The sequence below is a fragment of the Mesorhizobium sp. WSM4820 genome (assembly GCF_055811075.1).
In genome coordinates this window covers 34878-50582 of record NZ_JBVVQN010000019.1, presented here as the reverse complement: position 1 = coordinate 50582, position 15705 = coordinate 34878, and the positions used below count along the sequence as shown (strand labels likewise).

The 15705-nt window shown below is 63.7% G+C and carries 15 protein-coding genes; 5 read left to right on the top strand and 10 right to left on the bottom strand.

From position 1 onward, the window contains the following. Positions 1-6: 6 nt before the first annotated feature. The 3 genes from AC0L2R_RS26195 to AC0L2R_RS26185 form a co-directional block, all read right to left on the bottom strand. Entirely contained in the window at positions 7-945 is a 939-nt protein-coding gene (locus tag AC0L2R_RS26195) for an LLM class flavin-dependent oxidoreductase (protein WP_473512419.1), read from the bottom strand. 131 nt (positions 946-1076) lie between these two features. Continuing rightward, positions 1077-1232, bottom strand: a complete 156-nt coding sequence (locus AC0L2R_RS26190; RefSeq protein WP_091592315.1) for a hypothetical protein — start codon at positions 1230-1232, stop codon at positions 1077-1079. A 201-nt stretch (positions 1233-1433) separates the two neighbouring features. Continuing rightward, the gene (locus AC0L2R_RS26185) at positions 1434-1826 is read right to left on the bottom strand and encodes a hypothetical protein (RefSeq protein ID WP_473512331.1); all 393 of its coding nucleotides are present in this window, start codon (positions 1824-1826) and stop codon (positions 1434-1436) included. Positions 1827-2096: 270 nt separating this feature from the next. Between AC0L2R_RS26185 and AC0L2R_RS26180 the strand changes: the two genes are divergently transcribed. Next, the gene (locus tag AC0L2R_RS26180) at positions 2097-4247 is read left to right on the top strand and encodes a DUF294 nucleotidyltransferase-like domain-containing protein (protein ID WP_473512329.1); all 2151 of its coding nucleotides are present in this window, start codon (positions 2097-2099) and stop codon (positions 4245-4247) included. A gap of 5 nt (positions 4248-4252) precedes the next feature. On the opposite strand, the gene AC0L2R_RS26175 is transcribed toward AC0L2R_RS26180, so the two are convergent. Continuing rightward, positions 4253-4885 carry a hypothetical protein gene (locus tag AC0L2R_RS26175; RefSeq protein WP_473512327.1) on the bottom strand — a complete coding sequence of 211 codons (633 nt, stop codon included), beginning with the start codon at positions 4883-4885 and terminating at the stop codon, positions 4253-4255. A 303-nt stretch (positions 4886-5188) separates the two neighbouring features. On the opposite strand from AC0L2R_RS26175, the gene AC0L2R_RS26170 reads away from it, so the two are divergent. From AC0L2R_RS26170 to AC0L2R_RS26155, 4 genes are all read left to right on the top strand, one after another. Next, the gene (locus AC0L2R_RS26170; protein ID WP_473512325.1) at positions 5189-5443 is read left to right on the top strand and encodes a DUF4212 domain-containing protein; all 255 of its coding nucleotides are present in this window, start codon (positions 5189-5191) and stop codon (positions 5441-5443) included. A gap of 14 nt (positions 5444-5457) precedes the next feature. Next, a complete protein-coding gene (locus AC0L2R_RS26165) occupies positions 5458-7446 on the top strand; it encodes a sodium:solute symporter family protein (RefSeq protein WP_287378147.1) in 1989 nt (662 codons plus the stop codon). A 108-nt stretch (positions 7447-7554) separates the two neighbouring features. Then, positions 7555-7863, top strand: coding sequence for a YggT family protein (locus AC0L2R_RS26160; protein ID WP_473512323.1), 309 nt, complete (start codon positions 7555-7557; stop codon positions 7861-7863). 4 nt (positions 7864-7867) lie between these two features. Next, on the top strand, positions 7868-8188 hold the full coding sequence (locus tag AC0L2R_RS26155; protein WP_473512322.1) for a hypothetical protein: 321 nt from the start codon (positions 7868-7870) through the stop codon (positions 8186-8188). A gap of 20 nt (positions 8189-8208) precedes the next feature. Here the strand turns inward: AC0L2R_RS26155 and AC0L2R_RS26150 are convergent, their stop codons facing one another. The 6 genes from AC0L2R_RS26150 to AC0L2R_RS26125 form a co-directional block, all read right to left on the bottom strand. Further along, the gene (locus AC0L2R_RS26150) at positions 8209-9153 is read right to left on the bottom strand and encodes an ABC transporter permease (RefSeq protein WP_023800524.1); all 945 of its coding nucleotides are present in this window, start codon (positions 9151-9153) and stop codon (positions 8209-8211) included. After that, the gene (locus tag AC0L2R_RS26145; RefSeq protein ID WP_473512321.1) at positions 9150-10205 is read right to left on the bottom strand and encodes an ABC transporter permease; all 1056 of its coding nucleotides are present in this window, start codon (positions 10203-10205) and stop codon (positions 9150-9152) included. Before AC0L2R_RS26145 ends, AC0L2R_RS26150 begins: the two co-directional genes overlap by 4 nt. Further along, positions 10205-11716: an ABC transporter ATP-binding protein gene (locus tag AC0L2R_RS26140; protein ID WP_473512319.1), complete on the bottom strand. Its 1512-nt coding sequence runs from the start codon at positions 11714-11716 to the stop codon at positions 10205-10207. Before AC0L2R_RS26140 ends, AC0L2R_RS26145 begins: the two co-directional genes overlap by 1 nt. Positions 11717-11821: 105 nt before the next feature. After that, entirely contained in the window at positions 11822-12853 is a 1032-nt protein-coding gene (locus tag AC0L2R_RS26135; protein ID WP_473512317.1) for a BMP family protein, read from the bottom strand. 165 nt (positions 12854-13018) lie between these two features. After that, a complete protein-coding gene (locus AC0L2R_RS26130) occupies positions 13019-14320 on the bottom strand; it encodes an NAD(P)/FAD-dependent oxidoreductase (protein WP_473512316.1) in 1302 nt (433 codons plus the stop codon). Between the two features lie 2 nt (positions 14321-14322). Continuing rightward, positions 14323-15675 carry a glutamine synthetase family protein gene (locus AC0L2R_RS26125; RefSeq protein ID WP_473512315.1) on the bottom strand — a complete coding sequence of 451 codons (1353 nt, stop codon included), beginning with the start codon at positions 15673-15675 and terminating at the stop codon, positions 14323-14325. Positions 15676-15705 lie beyond the last annotated feature (30 nt).

The window sequence follows — 15705 nt, the reverse complement described above, 5'->3', positions numbered from 1 at the left end:
ACGCGCTCAGCCGGCGCGTGCTTCGCGGATCACGCGAGGCGCAAACGCCCCGGGCGGTGGAGCCTCGCGGCGCGCCAGAGTGTTGCGCAGCAGCGCGATCGTTTCACGGCCAGCCATTGCGATCTCGCGTGGCCTGTCGACGCCGACGATCATGAATTCCTCGATTCCCAGGGCAGCATAAGGAAGCAGGGAAAGCGCGACTTGTGCCGGCGGTCCGACAAATTCGACCGCCTTCTGGCCGGAAGCGTTGCCCTCCGAACGGATCCGGACGGGAAGCGCGAAACGCAGCTTGCCGGCCCGACCGTGTTCGGCGGCGGCATTGCGCACCCGCTCCATCAGTTGCCGGATCTCGTCGAGCGAACCCGGCGTCAGCTCGAAGACATCGGCATGCCGCCCGGCGACCCTGAGCGCCGTTCCGGACCGTCCTCCCATGCGGACGCTCACGCCGGCGCTACGCGGCCCCTTGCGCGGCACATAGCCGCCGCTGACGCTGTAGAAGGCGCCTTCATGGTCGAACGGCCTGTCGTTCGACCACAACCGTTTCAGCAGCACCAGATATTCATCGACGCGCTGCCAGACGACCGTATGACCGACCCGACGCGTTTCGGCATCGTCGTCGTTCAGCGGCTCGCTGAGCATCCTGAGCGACAGCCGACCGCCGCTTTTCGCGTCGAGGGCCGCCAATTGCCGTGCCGCCACCGTCGGGTCGATCACACCAGCCCAATGCGTGAGAACGATCTCGAGCGAAGAAGTGCGGTCCAGCGCCCGGGCGGCAATATCCATATTGGTCAGCAGCCCAGCCGGATCGTCGACGACGATTTTCTGGAAACCGATGTCCTCGATCAGCGACAGCTTTGTCGCGGTTTCCGCGAAATCGTAGAAAAACGGCGCGGTTGGGTCGGCCGGGTGAGTTTTACCGGGAACATGCGTGAACTCGATCGGCATTGCCATCTCCTCCATCACGTTGGGGTCAAGCGCGCGAAAGCGCACCGGGACTCGGTTCATTCAACTCCGATATCGCGAAACGGCAGACAGCTATCCCTTTAGTCAGGCCCGATGACTCGCGGGCTCCATAGTCAGGGAACAAAACCCAGAACGACCGCCCCGGTGAACACGAACGCAAGGGCAAAGACGAGATAGGCAAAGGCGCCCGCATAGGCCGGCCGCCAAGTCTGCTCGGAACCGAGCCTTTGGCCTTTGCGGGCAGTGTGGGCGTTCTGGAAATAGGACATATCGACCTCCGTCTCGGCAGTTAATCTATTAAATCAGTAGACTTTGTCGAGTGCTATTTTCCAGCGATCCTTAGAATGTTTTTCTCCAACCTGAGGACAATTTGGTTTGTTTGCTGCTTAGCGCGGCACTTTCCGAGGCCGATCGGCCCGATGGCAAAACGCCAGGTCCTGCGGGCGGGCAGGGATAGGCGGAGCGGCCGCCTAGTTGGCAGGCGGCCTGTAAGCTTCCAGGCCGAACAGCATCAGCACGAGCGACACCAGGAAGAACCCGACCGCGACGCCGAGCGCGATCCGGGCGTAGAGTCTATAAACGTCGCTCATGATGGTACCGAACACCCGTCGCGCCGGACCATTGGCTGGGCGCGATTTCTCATCGAGGTAGAGCCAGACCTCGGTGTGCTTGGGATCCTTGCTGGCTGCGGTCGTGGCTTTCCACATCAGCGCCAGAACCATGGTCAGTGTGAGGAACGCGCCGGAGCGAAATGCAGACACCGGATTGAAGGAGAATCCGACCATGACACAGCCGATGGCAAGCGAGCCGAACATGACGGCGCGCCCGATGCACCCCACAGCAATCCGCCTGATCTCATCCATCGGCGCCCTCGGCAGCAAGCTCGCCGACAATGTGCGAGCGTTGCGACCGTATCAAATCACTTTAAGGCGAATGTGCCGCCTGGACGTGCAGGCGCGCAACTCCCCGGCGCAACATTGCGAACGCCATAGCCTGACTTCGGCCATCGACGCGGCCCGCCGGCGCGCTCTATGTTGCATGGCAAGCCGGATCGAACCTTCTCGCACCGACAAGGCGCTGTCTCGGACAGGCGCTGTCTCGGCAAGACATCCGGCAGAGGAAGGCTATCGGCTATGCCGAAGGAGACGGAATTGAAGCTGCCGAGCGGCGCGACACCGCTGATAGCAATTGCGGCTGCCGCCGTCGACACCGAAACAACCGGGCCCGACGCCACCAAGGCGCGCGTGGTCCAGATTGCCGCGATCGGCATCGCGCATGGCAAGGTCGTCCGGGAAACTCAGCTCGATCTCCTCATCGATCCCGGTGAAGCAATCCCGTCCGAGGCTTCGCTCGTCCACGGCATCACCGATGCCGATGTTGACGGAGCCGGCAGCTTCCCGGATGCATGGGCGCAATTCCAGGAGTTCGTCGGCGACCGCATCCTCGTCGGCCACTCGATCGGCTTCGACCTGGCGGTATTGGAGCGCGAATGCCGACGCGCCCGATTGCCCTGGAAAAAGCCTCGGGCGCTGTGCGTCCGGCTTCTTGCAACCATAGCAAATCCCAATCTGGCAGACCATTCGCTGGAAACGATCGCCGGGTGGCTTCGCCTGGAGATAACCGGCCGGCATTCGGCTCTGGGCGATGCGATTGCGGCCGGAGACATCTTTGCCGCGCTGATTCCGGAGTTGCGCAAGCGCAACATCCGAACGCTTGGAGAGGCCGAGGTTGCCTGCCTTGCCCTTTCGGACGCTCTCGAAGCCGGCCATCGCGCCGGCTGGGCCGAGCCGGTGTCGCGACCCCAGGCTCCCGCGTTTCAGCCGGTTGATCCCTATGCCTATCGCCATCGCGTCGGCAGCCTCATGAGCAGCCCGCCAGTGGTGGTGAAGTCGACCAAACCGACAAGGCAGGTCATCGACCTCATGGTCAAGCGCAAGATCAGCTCGGTCCTCGTGTCCGACTGCGGAACGCCGGATCAAGCGATCGAGGCATATGGCATCGTTACCGAGCGCGACCTGCTGCGCCGCATGTCGTCCGACGCCGAGCGGGCTTTTGACATGCCGGTCGCAAGCCTCGCAACGCGACCGCTGATAAGCATCCGCGCCGCCGCGTTCGCTTATCGGGCGATCGGCCGCATGGATCGGCTGAAAGTCCGCCACCTCGCCGTCCGCGACGACGGCGGCATGCTGGTCGGCGTGCTTTCGGCGCGTGATCTGCTGAGGCTCCGCGCCGCCGCTGCCATCGATCTCGACGACACCATCGAACATGCCAGGGATGCCGCCGAACTGGCGGCCAGCTGGTCGATGCTGCCCGGCGTGGTACGATCGCTCCTCGGCGAAGCAATCGACCCGCGCGTGGTGGCGGAAATCATCAGCGACGAACTTTGCTCGCTTACCCGCCGCGCCGCCGTGCTTGCCGAACAGCAGATGCAGATCGAAGGCCACGGCCCGCCGCCCTGCGCCTACGCGGTGCTCGTGCTCGGCTCAGGCGGCCGTGGCGAAAGCCTGATGGCCCCCGACCAGGACAACGCAATCGTCTTTGCAGACGGCGAGCCGGATGGGCCCGAAGATCGCTGGTTCAAGAATCTCGGCGCCAGGCTCGCCGACATGCTCGACATCTCAGGCGTGCCGTATTGCAAAGGCGGGGTAATGGCCTCGAATGCCGCATTCCGCGGTAGCCTCTCCAGCTGGAAGGGGCGCGTCGAGGATTGGGTTCGCCGCCTGCGGCCTGAGGACCTGCTCAACGTCGATATCGTCTACGATCCGAGGCCGGTGCATGGCGACACCACGCTGGCCGCGCAGTTCATCGAATATGCCTATGACCGTGCCCACGCCGAGCCGGTGTTCGCGAAGCTGCTCGGCGAGCAGATGACGACCGGCAGTCCCTTCACTGTCTTTGGCGGCTTTCAGCTTGAAAATGGCCGGCTGGACATCAAGAAGCATGGCCTTTTTCCGATCGTCGCGACCGCACGCACGCTTGCAATTCGCCACGGCATCCGCGAGCGGAGCACGCGTGCCCGGCTCGAGCGACTGATCGCCCTGGATATTGGCGGCGAGCCCGACATGAGGGCGATGCTGGCCGGCCATACCATGCTGATCGGCTTGCTGCTCGCCCAGCAGACGCATGACATCTACTCCGGTATACCGGTATCCAACCGCGTCGAGATCAATGCGCTGGCGCGCGAGCAGCAGGCGCATCTCAAGACACTCATCAAGCGCCTTCAGTCGGCACCCGACCTGGTGCGGGACCTGATGTTCGCATCGCCGGCGACGCTCGGGCAGTAACAAGCTCAGCTGCGCGCGGCGCCAAGCAGTTCATCGACGAGGGCGCTGCGGTCGGCCTGCACCAGGAAATCCTCATGCGCGCGCAGCAGATTCATTCTCAAGAAATTGAAGATATAGTCGTAATCGTTGGTCAGCAGATTGGGGTGGATCGGGACCATCTCGAAAACCGTTCGCGCCAGCGGCTCGGGGATCTCGCGCACCGGGCGCGGCGGACCGATCTGGGTGGCGGCGAGGCGTTGACGTGTGAGTTCGGCGGCGTCCTCCCAAAAAGTGGCGGGTGAGCCCTCCGGAACGGCATATTTGGAGAAGCTTGCCAAGGCTACTTTTTCCAGCGCCGCTGGCAGGCCTCGCTGACGCAAGCCGGCAGGTTCGCGCAGCGCGCCTTCCACCATTTCCGCCATCATGGCGTAACACGCTGGGTAGGTGCGCCAGCGTGAATGGTTGAGCGCCGCCTGGAATTCCTTCTCGCTGAACAGCTTCTGCCAGTACACCCCTGCCCTGACGCGGCAGAACTCGACGATGCTTTTCTGCGCCAGGAAGGCGGCGCGCGAATCCATGAAGTCAGCCAGTTCGTCGACGCTGACGATCGGCTGCGGCTTGCGCAGAAACTCGGGCAACAAGTCGTTCAGCAGGCCCATGGCGCTCTCCCTTCGGTTTTGTTCCCAACCGATGGTAACCGTTTAGCCTCCGCCACGCCGCACCGCCAGTCCTCTAACTGATTGAAGTCCTCTTGCCGGTTCTCCAGTCCTTTCACCGATTCTAAAGTCGTATGAACAGCGGCGACAAAAAGTGATACTCCTGCAAAGTTACGGTCGGCTGATTCTATACCTGGCCGCAACATATGCCGGAGGGCTTCCGCGTCAGCGGAAGAGGCAAGCTTTAAACGGCGCCTTGCGGTCGAGACGGTTCGCAAGCTGCCAACCAAGGGAGGGTTCAACGCTATGGCGACGCCAGACCGCATAAGTTATTGGAACAAGACCAGGAGCCTCATGTTCGTCATGCTGGGCCTGTGGGTGTTCTTCGGTTACTTCATCCACCTGTTCGCGGTGCAACTCAACACCATCGTCATTTTTGGCTTTCCGCTCGGCTTCTACATGGCCGCTCAGGGTTCGCTCATCGCCTTCGTCGTCATGCTGTTCTGGTTCGCACGGCGCCAGAACGCAATCGACGAAGAGCATGGCGTCCATGAAGAATGATCGGGGGAAACTCAATGGCTAACACGACAGTTACCACTGCAGGCAGAGGCGACTTCACCTCCAATCTCGGTCGCATCTACGGCATCTACACCGGTGGCTTCATCGCCTTCATCATCCTGATGGCGATCATCAGCGCGATGGGCGTCCCGAACAGAATCATCGGCTATATGTTCGTGGCGTTCACGATCACGATCTACGCCGTCATCGGCATTCTCAGCCGCACCATGCATGTCGGCGAGTACTACGTGGCGGGGCGCAGGGTCCCGGCGATCTACAACGGCATGGCGACCGGCGCTGACTGGATGTCCGGCGCGTCCTTCGTCGGCATGGCTGGCACGCTCTATCTGCTCGGCTATGACGGCCTCGCCTTCGTGCTGGGCTGGACCGGCGGCTACGTGCTCGTGGCCATCCTCGTTGCGCCCTATCTGCGCAAATTCGGCGCCTACACCGTTCCAGACTTCCTGTCGGCGCGCTATGGTGGCAATCTGGCGCGCTTTATCGGCGTGATCGTGCTGTTCTCCTGCTCTTTCACTTATGTGGTAGCGCAGATCTACGCGACCGGCATCATCTCGGCACGCTTCCTCGGCCTCGACTTCAACGTAGCAGTCTATGTCGGCCTTGCGGGCATCCTGGTCTGCTCAATGCTGGGTGGCATGCGCGCCGTCACCTGGACGCAGGTCGCCCAGTACATCGTGCTGATCATCGCCTACCTGATCCCCGCCATCTGGATGTCCACCGTGAAAACCGGCGTGCCGATCCCGCAATTGATGCAGGGCCAGGCACTCGCGAACATCACCGCGCTTGAAACGGCGCAGAACATCGCGGTTCATCACATCACCCCATTCGTGCATGGCGGCTACAATGCGCTCAACTACTTCCTGCTTATTCTCTGCCTGATGGTCGGAACGGCATCCCTGCCGCACGTCCTGATGCGATATTTCACCACTCCGTCGGTGCGTGAAGCGCGTGTCTCGGTCGCCTGGTCGCTGCTGTTCATCTTCATCCTCTATTTCACCGCGCCGGCCTATGCGGCGTTCGCCAAATGGACGATGCTCGATCTGGTGGCATCGGGCCTGACGCCTGAAAACATCAGTGAGAAAGCCGGATGGATGATGCGCTGGGCGGCAGCCGACGGCACGCTCGTCCAGATCTGCGGCAAGGCTGCCACTGACGCCGCAGCGATCGCGGCGGCCTGCGCCGAAAAGGGTGTGACGGCACTTTCCTTCGCCGACATCAACCTCAACGCCGACATGATCGTGCTGGCCACGCCGGAAATGGCCGGCATGCCTTACGTCATCTCGGGCCTCGTCGCCGCCGGCGGTCTTGCCGCCGCGCTATCGACGGCGGATGGCCTGCTGCTGGCCATCGCCAACGCGCTCAGCCACGACATCTACTACAAGATGATCGACCAGAATGCTCCGACCGCCCGCCGTCTGGTGGTGTCGCGTATTTTGCTCGTGCTCGTGGCCATCGCCGCCGCCTATGTGGCGTCGACCAAGCCGGGCGACATCCTCGCCATGGTGTCATGGGCATTCTCGCTCGCCGCCGCGGGTCTGTTCCCCGCGCTGGTGCTCGGCGTTTGGTGGAAGCGAACGAACTCTGCCGGCGCCGTTGCAGGCATGATCGCCGGTTTCGGCATCTGCCTCTATTATCTGCTCGGTACCCGCTACGGCGCAGTCGGATTCTACGAAACGTGGAGTGGCCTGTCCGCGGCACCGGCTGACGCCGTTGCGAAATATGCGGAGCTGAAGGCGGCTTGGGCTTCTGCGGCTCCGGACGCACAGGCCGCTGCATGGGCGGCGCTCGACAAGCATGCCCAGACCATCGCCAACTGGTGGGGCGTCAAGAACCTGTCGGCAGCCGCATTCGGCCTGCCGGTCGGATTCTTGGTCATGATCGTTGTCTCCAGGCTGACCAGGGAACCGTCTTTGGCAATGCAGGAGTTCATCGAGGAACTGCGCATACCTCGCGGCAAGCAGATGATGGAAGAAAAGACTGCCTGATCGCGCATGGCGATTGGCGCTCAAGGCGGGGTCCGGTGACGGACCCCGCTTTCATTTCGGGGGCGTCGCTGGCATAACGCGGCGCCGCCGCTGCTTGGAAACTCCCCCATGAACGATTTCTGGTCCTATTGGTATTTCCACATCCCGAATTTCGTCCTTGCCGCGGTGATGTACACGCTGGTCGGGCGTCTCGTGCTCGGTCTCTTCGTGCCGGAAAGCTGGGACAACTACATCTGGCGCTTCTTCAAGACTGTCACGGACCCGTTCCTGCGGGTCGTGCGGAGCATTACGCCGTCGATTCTGACCCAGCCGGTGGTGATTGTCTTCAGCGTGCTCTGGCTTATGGCCTTGCGCGTGTTCTATCTCGTCTTGCTGATCAATTTCGGCATTGCGCCGATGGCTTCGCAGGGGAGTTGAGGCAATGGACAAAAACGCTCTTGTCCCGGTCATGGCGGTCGCCATCGTCAACGGCATCTTTTCGCCGTGGGTGCTGATGGTGTTCCTGTTCTATCCGATCTGGTATCCGGGCTGGGCGCCTCCCCTGAGCCAGATCGTCTACATGGCAAGTGCGCTGATCCTGTCGACGATGACCATCATGCTCGCCGGCGTGCCGGCCGCTCTCTATGAGCGCTGGTCGGCGCGCCCCAGGAGCATCGTCGTCGCGTCGATCTGGCTTGCCGGCACGATGTTGCTGACGCTGCCGGCGCTGCCGAATGTGGTGCGGGCGCTAAGCGGTGGCTGAGAATTCCCTTCCCCGCCCTGTCAGCGTTCTTCGCGGCGGAACGGCTTGAGCAGCGCCGAAGGCGCGACGGCGTTGCGTGACATCACCGCCATGGCGACGATGGTGAAGATGAAGGGCAGCATCAGGAACGCCTCATAGGGGATATGGCCGAGCCCGCTCGCCTGCATGCGCAGTTGCAAGGCATCGACGAAGGCGAACAGCAGTGCCGCCCCTGCCGAACGCCAGGGATCCCAGCGGCCGAAGACGACGAGCGCGATCGCCACCCAGCCACGCCCGGAAACGAGGCCGAAGGTGAAGGCGTTGAACTGCACCATCGACAGGAAAGCCCCGGCCAGCCCCATCAGGGCACCGCCAAGGATCACCGCCTGAAAGCGAGTGGCGATGACGCCGACGCCGGCCGAATCGGCGGCGCGCGGATTTTCGCCGACCATGCGCACCGACAGGCCCCATGGTGTACGGTAGAGCACGAAGGCGGCAAGGGGAACGGCTGCCATCGCCATGTAAACCAGCGAAAACTGGTTGAACACCGCTGGTCCGAGCACCGGAATGTCGGAGAGAACAGGGATCGGCAGCGTTTCGAAACTCTTGATGCTGGGCGGCACCGATTGCTGGCCGAAGATCAGCCGGTAAAGGAAATAGGCGAGGCCCGACGAGAACAGCGTCACACCGATGCCGCAGACATGCTGGCTGAGGCCGAGAGCCACCGTGAACAGCGCATGCACGGCACCCATCAGCGCACCGGTCAGCACCGCCGCAAGCACGCCGAGCCACAGGCTGCCGCTGAGGCTGGTCGCTGTGAAGCCGGTCATCGCCGACAACAGCATGATGCCTTCGATGCCGAGATTGAGCACGCCGGCCCGCTCGGAGAACATCTCGCCCAGCGTCGCGAAAGCCAAAGGCGTGGCGATGCGGATGATCGCGGCGAGGAAGCCGACCTGAAAAATCTGTTCGAGCACCACGCTCATCGTGCGGCTCCGACGCGGCGGATGCGATAGGCCGTGAACAGCAGCGCCACCAGCATGGCGAGCAGCGCCGTGCCCTGGATAACGTCGCTGAGAAAGGCCGGAACGCCGGTGGCCCGCGACATCGCCTCGGCGCCGGTCATCACGGCGGCGAGGAACAGCGCCGCCGGCATCACGCCAAGCGGATTGAGCCTCGCCAGCATGGCGACGACAATGCCGGAATAGCCGTAGCCCGGCGAGATGTCGCTCATCACCTGGAAATGCACGCCGCCGACCTCGCCGACGCCGGCAAGGCCGGCGAGCGCGCCGGACAGCAGCGCCGTCGAGATCAGCACCCGCTCGACATGGATGCCGCCATAGCGCGCGGCCTCGGGATTTTCGCCGATGACCCTGATCCTGAAGCCGAGCGTCGTGCGCGCAATCAGGAACCAGATGACCGGCGCGGCCAGGAACGCCGCCACGACGCCGAGATGCAGCCGCGTGCCTTCGAGCAGCACCGGGAAATTGGCTGAATCCTCGATCGGCGGCGAGATCGGGTAGCCGCTGAAGCTGTCTTTCCACGGGCCTTCGATCAGCGCCATCAAGGCGTAGAAGATGACCGAGTTGAGCAGCAGTGAACTGACGACGTCATCGACTTTGAATTTCACCCGCAGCGTCGCCGGGACCAGGGCGACCGCAGCGCCGGCGGCGGCGCCGGCGAGCGCCATCAGCAGCATGGCGAGCGGCCCCGGCATCGGGACGGCGCCGACGGCACAGCTCGCCACCGCGCCGGCAAGCAACTGGCCCTCGGCGCCGATATTCCAGAATTTGGCGCGGAAGGCGACCGCTACGGCAAGCCCGGTGAAGATCATCGGTGTTGCGCGCACCAGCGTTTCGGTGATCGCGTAGCTGTCGCCCAGCGACGCCGAGAACATCACGCCATAGGCCTCGATCACCCCGGCGCCGGCCAGCGCAATGAGGCCGCTGCATAGCACCAATGTCGCGCCGATGGCCAGCAACGGCAGAGCCAGGTTGAACCAGGCGGGCGTTGAGGTGCGGGCTTCGAGGCGGAACATCAACTATGGCCCCCCGCTCCGGTCATCATCAGTCCGAGCCGCGCGATGGTGGCGTCGGCGCTGGCCAGCGTGCCGGCAATGCGCCCCTCATACATCACCGCGATGCGGTCGCAGAGCATCAGCAGCTCTTCGAGGTCTTCGCCGATGACGACGATGCCGCAGCCCCTGGCACGCATGTCGAGGAACTTTTCGTGGATGAAGCGCGCCGCACCAATGTCGAGACCGCGCGTCGGCTGCGATACGATCAGCACCTTGGGGTCGAAGGCGAGCTCACGCGCCAGCAGCGCCTTTTGCAGATTGCCGCCGGACAGCGCTCCGGCCCGCGTCATCGGCCCGGGGCAGCGTATGTCATAGGCCTTGATCTGTTCTTCGGCGAAGGCGCGGATCGCATCGGGCCTGAGCAGACCGTTGCGGCTGAACGCCCCGGTGCCGATGCGCGGCAGCACCATCGAATCGGCAAGCGGCAGGTTGGTGACCAGTCCCGTCGTCATGCGGTCTTCCGGGATGCGCCCGAGACCGAGTGCCTGCACCTCGCGCGGCGAGAACCGCGAGACAGCTTTGCCGGCTATCGTCATCCGGCCGGCATCAGGCGCGCGAACGCCGGAGATCACCTCGGCAAGCGCCCGCTGGCCGTTGCCCGAGACACCGGCAATGCCGAGGATCTCGCCGGCGCGCACCGAAAGCGAGACATCGCGCAGCGCCATGCCGGAATGGCGCGACGTCGAGATGCCATCCAGTGTCAGCACCGCGGCACCCGGTGTCGACGGTCCCCTGGCCGGCGGAACGATCTCGTGGCCGCACATCAGCCGCGCCATCTCCGAGGATGTCGTGCTGGCAGGTGCATCGACGCGCCCGGTTACGCGGCCGTGCCGCAGCACGACGCAGCGATGGGTCAACGCCCTGACCTCGTTGAGCTTGTGCGAGATGAAGATGATGCCGAGACCCTGGGCCGCCATCGACCGCAGCGCCGAAAACAGCCCGTCGACCTCTGTCGGCGCCAGCACCGCCGTCGGCTCGTCGAGGATCAGCAGCCTTGCACCGCGAAACAGCGCCTTGACGATTTCGAGCCGCTGCTGCTCGCCGATCGACAGCTCCGAGACGGGACGATCCGGATCGAGCGTGAGCCCATGCTGGCGGCCGATATCCGCCAGTCGCGCCAGCCCGCCGGCGCGGTCGATCCGGCCCGATTTGCCGGGAATGCCGATCAGCAGGTTTTCCAGCACCGAAAGCCGCGGCGCCAGGTGAAAATGCTGGTGCACCATGCCGATGCCGGCGGCGAGCGCATCGGCCGAGCTGTTGATCGTCACCGGCCGGCCCTGAACCAGGATCTCGCCGGCGTCGGGCGCATAGGCGCCGAACAGCACGTTCATCAGCGTCGTCTTGCCGGCGCCGTTTTCACCGAGCAGCCCGAGAATCTCGCCCGGCGCGACGCTGAGATCGACGGCTTCGTTCGCCACGACGGCGCCGAAGTTTTTGGAGATGCCGCGCATTTCGATGAGAGGGGCGGGCAAAGGCGAAGGTGCTCCTGAAATTGGCTTATGATTTGAGGGATGCGCTGCACCCCCCTCTGGCCGGCAGGCCAGAGGGGGGGTGCAGCGCTAACCCCAAAAGACCGCTCAATCCGAAACCGGCGTGTTCTCGTCGACGACGACACGGAAATTGCCGTCGAGGATTTCGGCCTTCTTCTTCTCGACCAGCTCCTTGACGTCGGCGGGCAGCGTCTTGTCGAACTTGTGATACGGCGCCAGAAAGGAACCGCCCTTGGCCATGCGCGAGAAATCGCCGTAATCCTGTGCGGTGAAGACGCCGGCCTTGACCAGTTTGATCGCGTGCTCGACCGTCGGATACATGTCCCAGACCGGGCCGGTGATCACCGTGTCCGGGCCGAGGTTGGACTGGTCGGACATATTGGAGATGGCGAGGATCTTCCTCTCGACCGCCGCTTCGATGACGCCGAAACGTTCGGCATAGATCACGTCGACGCCGGCGTCGATCTGGGCGATAGCCGCTTCCTTGGCCTTGGGCGGGTCGAAGAAGGAGCCGATGAATGCGACCTTCCTCTTGATGTCAGGATTGACCTCGCGGGCGCCGGCAAAGAAGGCATTGACCAGCCGGTTCACTTCCGGAATGCCCATCGCCGCAACGGCGCCGATCGTGCCTGATTTCGACATCTTTCCGGCGATCAGGCCGGAGAGATAGGCGGGCTCGTGGATCCAGTTGTCGAAGACTGCAAAATTCGGCTCGGCCGGCCCGGCGCCGGAGCCGAACAGGAAGGCGACCTTCGGAAACTGCTTGGCGGTGCGGCGGGATTCGCGTTCGGCAGCGAACGCGTCGCCCAGCACCAGCTCATAGCCGCCTTGCGCATATTCGCGCATCACACGGCTGAAATCGGCCGTCTGCACCTTCTCCGACCATTTGTACTCGATGCCGAGTTCCTTCTCGGCCCTCTGCAGGGCGACATGGATCTGGTGGACCCATGGCTCCTCGGTCGGCGTGGCGAAGATCGCCGCCACCTTCAGCTTCTTGTCCTGCGCCAAGGCCTGGCCCGGCAGCATGGCTGCCGCCAGGCCGAGCGCGCCGAGTTCCAGCAAATTGCGTCGCGAAAGTCCTTCGCGTTTCGATTGGATTTTGCTCTTCCCGTTGTCCATTGCATGCCCCTCTGATTGGCGCCGTGTTGAGCCGGCTGTTTCTTTGGATATCAGGCGAGGGAACTATGGAACGGCGTCCGACCTTTGTCCACATGGTCAAATTTGTCGGGAAGTTGCGTTGCCGCCCTCCGTCGCAAGACCACGGCGGCAGTGGATCGCTTTCGCTCAATGCTTGATGCGATCGCGCATGGCGTACCAGAGCATGCCGAGCACATAGAGCGGGCCGCGCAGCGCGGTGCCGCCGGGAAACGGCATTGGCCTCAGCGTCGAAAACAGATCGAGCCGCGAACTATCGCCGGTGATCGCCTCGGCAAGCAGCTTTCCCGAAAGCGTCGACAGGATCACGCCCTTGCCGGAATAGCCATGCGCAAAATAGACCTCGCCATAGTGGCCGACATCCGGCAGGCGCGACGTCGTCACCGAGACCAGCCCGCCCCAGGCATGCTCGATGCGGCAGCCGCGCAATTGCGGAAAGGTCTTTTCCATATGCGGCCGCACGAAGCCGGCAATGTCGGCGGGCGGCGACGGCGTGTAGCGCTCGCCACCGCCGAACAACAGGCGGCCGTCGGCCGACAGCCGGTAGTAGTTGACGACGAAGCGTGTGTCGGAAACGGCGGCATTGCTTGGGATGACGTCGCTGGTGTCGTCAAGCGGCTCTGTGGCGATGATGTAGTTGCCGACCGGCATGATGCGGCTGTTGACGCGCGGTTCGAGCCCCTGGAGCAGGGCGTCGCCGGCCAACACGACATGCCGGGCCCGGACCGAGCCCTTGGCCGTGGAAACCCGGATGGAAGGTTCCCGCTCCAGCCGCAGCGCCACCGAATTCTCGTGGATGGTGACGCCTGCCGCTGCCGTGGCGCGGGCAAGACCCAGCGTGTAGTTCAGCGGATGCATATGGCCGCCGAGCTTCTCGTACATGGCGCCGTGATAGGGCGTGTTCACCATTTCACGCGCCCGCGCCGCCGACAGCATCTCGACGTCATGAAAGTTCATTACTGTGGCAAGGTACTCGGCCTCTTCCTCGAGGTCGCGGAGGTCGGAGCCGTTTATCGCACCGGCCAGATGGCCGGTGAGCCGGAGGTCGCAATCGATGGCATGGCGCTCGATCAGGTCGAGCACCAGCCCGCGCGCCTCCAGGGCGAGAGCGAAAAGCGCCCGCGCCCGCTCGGGCCCATAAAGCTTGACCAGGCCCTTGGCGCCCTTGCGCAGGCCGGGGATGATCTGGCCGCCATTGCGCCCCGACGCCCCCCAGCCGATCTTGCCGCCTTCGAGGAGAACCACCCTCAGCCCGCGCTCGGCGGCATGAAAGGCTGCGGACAGGCCGGTGCAGCCGCCGCCGACCACCACCAGATCGGCGTCGACCTCGCCCTGCAGCGCCGGATGATCAGGCGCTGGATTGGCGTTCGCGACATAGTAGGATCTGCCGATGTCCAGGCCGGAATTGAAGCCCCCAGAATCCAAGCTCATAGTCAGACTTTGAGCAGCAGGTGGTCGCGTTCCCAGCTGGTGACGACGCTCTGGAACAGGTCGAGCTCGACGCTTTTGACGCGCAAATAGGTCTGGACGAAATCCTCGCCGAGCAAGTCCCGAACCGGACTGCAGGCGGCGAAACGGTCGAGCGCCTCCTCCATGGTTTTCGGCAGCGTGCTCTTGCTGCGATAGGCGTTGCCCGATGCCTCGGGCGAACGCGAGAGCTTTTCCTCGACGCCGAGATAGCCGCAGAGCAGCGAGCCGGCCATCGCCAGATAGGGGTTGGCATCGGCGCCGGGCAACCGGTTTTCCACCCGCCGCGCGGCCCGCCCGCCGGTCGGCACGCGCAGCCCGCAGGAGCGATTGTCATGCGACCACTCGATGTTGGCGGGGGCGCTGTGGTTCGGCCGGATGCGGCGGAACGAATTCACGTTCGGCGCAAACAGCGGCATCACCTCGGGAATGTATTTCTGCAGGCCGCCGATGAAATGCCCGAACATCTCGGTGTCGGCATCGTCACGCCCGGCGAACAGCGTATTCCCGGCCTCGTCGATGACCGACATGTGGAGATGCATGGAGCTGCCGGCTTGTGCGGCGATCGGCTTGGCCATGAAGGTCGCATGCATGCCGTATTGCTGCGCGGCCTGGCGCGTCATCCGCTTGAACAGCAGCACCTTGTCGGCCATCGGCAGCGCGTCGCCATGCAGGAAATTGATCTCCAACTGCGCTGTGCCTGACTCGTGGATCAGCGTATCGAGCGGCAGCCCGGCCTTTGCGGCATAGTCGTAGAGCCGCTGGATCACCGGCTCGAATTCCTCCAGCGCCGCCATGTCATAGGGGTGCTGCACGGTTTCGGAGCGGCCATTGCGCCCGACCGGCGCGATCAACGGCCGATCGGGATCGGGATTGGGCGCAGTCAGGTAGAATTCGAGCTCCGGCGCCACCACTGCCCGCCATCCGCGCTGGTGATAGAGATCGAGCACGGCCCTCAGCACATGACGTGGCGAGGCCATCCACGGCCGGTCGTCCATGTGAAACGCATCGGCGAAGACATAGGCCTTTTCAGCTCCAGCGCCGGGCGCAAGGCAGAGCGTCGCGACATCCGGCACCATCCGCATGTCGGGATCCTGATAGGCGAAGCCCTCGTCGTTGGAACCGGAATAGCGGCCGTCTATGCAGACCAGGAAGGCGCTGCTCGGCAGGTAGAGCGCGCGGTCTTCGAGCGACTTCAGGAACTTGGCCGTTGGCAACGCCTTGCCGCGCAACACGCCATTCACGTCCGGCACCAGGCATTCGACTTCCCTGATCCCCTGCTGCTCCAGCCATCGCTTCGGATCGTCCGTTGCGGTCATTTGCGGTGCATCCGTTGTCGTGGTGTTGAG